Source organism: Streptomyces sp. NPDC007162, from assembly GCF_040634175.1.
Classification (GTDB): domain Bacteria; phylum Actinomycetota; class Actinomycetes; order Streptomycetales; family Streptomycetaceae; genus Streptomyces.
Genome location: NZ_JBEYFC010000753.1, coordinates 1 through 3301 on the forward strand (window position 1 = coordinate 1; position 3301 = coordinate 3301).

3 protein-coding genes are annotated in these 3301 nt (G+C 69.1%); 1 reads left to right on the top strand and 2 read right to left on the bottom strand.

Going from position 1 to position 3301, the window contains the following annotated elements:
- Positions 1 to 250 precede the first annotated feature (250 nt).
- Positions 251 to 517 carry a protealysin inhibitor emfourin gene (locus ABZ646_RS43350; protein ID WP_360532356.1) on the bottom strand — a complete coding sequence of 89 codons (267 nt, stop codon included), beginning with the start codon at positions 515 to 517 and terminating at the stop codon, positions 251 to 253.
- Between the two features lie 21 nt (positions 518 to 538).
- Positions 539 to 1606 (bottom strand): M4 family metallopeptidase, encoded by a 1068-nt coding sequence (locus ABZ646_RS43355; protein ID WP_360532359.1) that lies wholly within the window; start codon positions 1604 to 1606, stop codon positions 539 to 541.
- A 327-nt stretch (positions 1607 to 1933) separates the two neighbouring features.
- On the opposite strand from ABZ646_RS43355, the gene leuA reads away from it, so the two are divergent.
- On the top strand, positions 1934 to 3301 hold a 1368-nt coding region (gene leuA / locus ABZ646_RS43360), incomplete at its 3' end, for a 2-isopropylmalate synthase (protein ID WP_360532362.1).

Sequence of the window (3301 nt, forward strand, 5' to 3'; positions counted from 1 at the left end):
CGTGTAATCGCCTGTGGACACCAGCAGACAGGAGACCCTCGTGACCGTCGTCGGGCCGTTCGGGCTGAGCGTGCGGGACCAGGCTCTGGAAGCCGTCGGGGAAACGGGGGAGAGGGGGGTGCGGACGGGCCGCTTCATTCGCCATGGCGGGGATCATCCTTACCCCCGGTAACATAAGTCAACGCCCTGGCGTGAACCGGCAGCACGAACCGGCGGCTCCAGGGCGTGACCTACCCGCCCGCGGACCTGCTCACGCGCCTTCCTTCAACACCCTTGAGATCAGTTCGCGTTGCCCGTCCGTCAGCATCGGGTCGGCCGCGTACACGGTCCGCCCGTCCACCGTGATCTCGTACGCGAACCCGTCCGGCACCCCGGGCGGCGGCGTGCCCTGGCCGGCCGCGAGCGCCTGCTCGGCCAGGGCCTGCCACTCCTGGGCGTCGGGCCGGCCGGAGGTCTCCACCTCGGACCGGCGCTCGATGCCCGCGAACCCGCCCGTACGCCTCACCTGAATACGCATGGGTCCCTGTGTAGTACGGATTCAGGCGGTCGGCACCCCCACCTGTGCCCAGGCGCCGAGCACCGCCTTGGTCTCCGCGCCCTCCTGGTAGCGGGCCTTGGCGGCGGCCACGGTGAGTTTCGCGAAGTCCGCGAAGTCGGCGTCCGCGGCGAGTTCGCCGCCGGTGAGGACGTCGTACCAGATCTGCCCGGCCTTCTCCCACGCGTTGCCGCCGAGGGCGGTGGCGAGCAGGTAGAAGGCGTGGTTGGGGATGCCCGAGTTGATGTGCACGCCGCCGTTGTCCCGGCTGGTGCGCACGTAGTGCTGCATGGTGGCCGGCTGCGGATCCTTGCCGAGGCGAGGGTCGTCGTACGCGGTGCCCGGGGCCTTCATCGAGCGCAGCGCCACCCCGTGCACGCCGGGCGCGAGCAGGCCCTCGCCGATCAGCCAGTCCGCCTGGTCGGCGGTCTGCCCGAGGGAGTACTGCTTGATGAGCGAGCCGAAGACGTCGGAGACCGACTCGTTCAGCGCGCCGGACTGGCCGTAGTACTCCAGGTTGGCGGTGTACTGGGTGACGCCGTGCGTGAGCTCGTGGCCGATGACGTCGACCGAGCTGGTGAAGTCGGTGAAGATCTGGCCGTCGCCGTCGCCGAACACCATCTGCTCGCCGTTCCAGAACGCGTTGTCGTAGTCGACGTCGTAGTGGACGCTCGCGTTGAGCGGCAGGCCGTCGCCGTCGACGGAGTTCCGCTCGTACGCCTTCAGGTACAGCTCGAAGGTGGCGCCGAGGCCCGCGTAGGCGCGGTTGACGGTGGCGTCCTGGCCGGGCTCGGAGCCCTCCGCGCGGACCTCGGTGCCGGGAAGGTCGGTGCGGTGGCCGGCGTCGTAGATCGTCCGGTGCGGCTGAGCTGTCGCGGGCGCCGGGGCGGCCGCGGCGGCCGCGGTGCGGACGGCGGTCACGCGGCGGCGGGTGCGCTGGGCGGAGTCGTGCTGGAGGGTGCGCAGCGCGGGGTCGGCGAGCGCCGGGTCCTCGTGGGTGGCGAGGTGGTCGAGGATGTGCGGCGGCACGATCGTGCAGAAGACGGGCCTGTAGCCCCCGTTGGTCGTCATGCTCGGCACGATGGCACCGTGTTAGCGCTGTGTCACTAGGTGCAACCATGATTGGTGAAATATGGGGATGGGTTCGTAGCGGGTGGTTGCTCTGTGTTATGTGGTGCGGCGGTGCGCGGGCTGGTCGGGGCACCGTGCGGTCCCGCATGCTGATACGGAACCGTCTCCCCGGGTGTCCTCGGCTAGAGTGCTGTGCATCATGCGTTTCGGGCTGCTTCTTCTTAGCTGCCGCGGCGAGGGCCTGTAGTCCAGGTCGACTCCCTCCCCGCGGAGCTTCGTGTTGCGTCGTCGGCCGTCCATTCGGACACCCACCAGGAGCCCCGCATCATGGCGAACCGCCAGCAGCCCACCACCATGCCGATCCACAAGTACGGCCGCTACGAGCAGGTCGACATCCCGGACCGCACCTGGCCCCAGCAGCGGATCACCGAAGCCCCCCGCTGGCTCTCCACGGACCTGCGCGACGGCAACCAGGCCCTGATCGACCCCATGTCGCCCGAGCGCAAGCGCCGGATGTTCGACCAGCTGGTCAAGATGGGCTACAAGGAGATCGAGGTCGGCTTCCCCGCGTCCGGCCAGACCGACTTCGACTTCGTGCGCTCGATCATCGAGGAAGAGGGCGCGATCCCGGACGACGTCACCATCTCCGTACTGACCCAGGCCCGCGAGGACCTGATCGAGCGGACCGTGGAGTCGCTGAAGGGCGCCAAGCGGGCCACCGTGCACCTGTACAACGCCACCGCCCCGGTCTTCCGCCGGGTGGTGTTCCGCGGCTCCAGGGACGACATCAAGCAGATCGCCGTCGACGGCACCCGCCTGGTGATGGAGTACGCCGAGAAGCTGCTGGGCCCGGAGACCGAGTTCGGCTACCAGTACAGCCCGGAGATCTTCACCGACACCGAGCTGGACTTCGCGCTGGAGGTCTGCGAGGCGGTCATGGACGTCTGGCAGCCCGGCCCGGGCCGCGAGATCATCCTGAACCTGCCGGCCACCGTGGAGCGCTCGACGCCCTCCACGCATGCCGACCGCTTCGAGTGGATGGGCCGCAACCTGTCCCGCCGCGAGCACGTCTGCCTGTCCATCCACCCGCACAACGACCGCGGCACGGCCGTCGCCGCCGCCGAGCTGGCGCTGATGGCCGGCGCCGACCGCGTCGAGGGCTGCCTGTTCGGGCAGGGTGAGCGCACCGGCAACGTCGACCTGGTCACCCTCGGCATGAACCTGTTCTCGCAGGGCGTCGACCCGCAGATCGACTTCTCCGACATCGACGAGATCCGTCGCGTGTGGGAGTACTGCAACCAGATGGAGGTCCACCCGCGCCACCCGTACGTGGGCGACCTGGTCTACACGTCCTTCTCCGGCTCCCACCAGGACGCCATCAAGAAGGGCTTCGACGCCATGGAGGCCGACGCGGCCGCGAAGGGCGTCACCGTCGACGACATCGAGTGGGCGGTGCCGTACCTGCCGATCGACCCGAAGGACGTCGGCCGCTCCTACGAGGCGGTCATCCGGGTCAACTCGCAGTCCGGCAAGGGCGGTATCGCGTACGTCCTGAAGAACGACCACAAGCTGGACCTGCCGCGCCGGATGCAGATCGAGTTCTCGAAGATCATCCAGGCCAAGACGGACGCCGAGGGCGGCGAGGTCACCGGCTCCGACATCTGGGCGGTCTTCCAGGACGAGTACCTGCCCAAC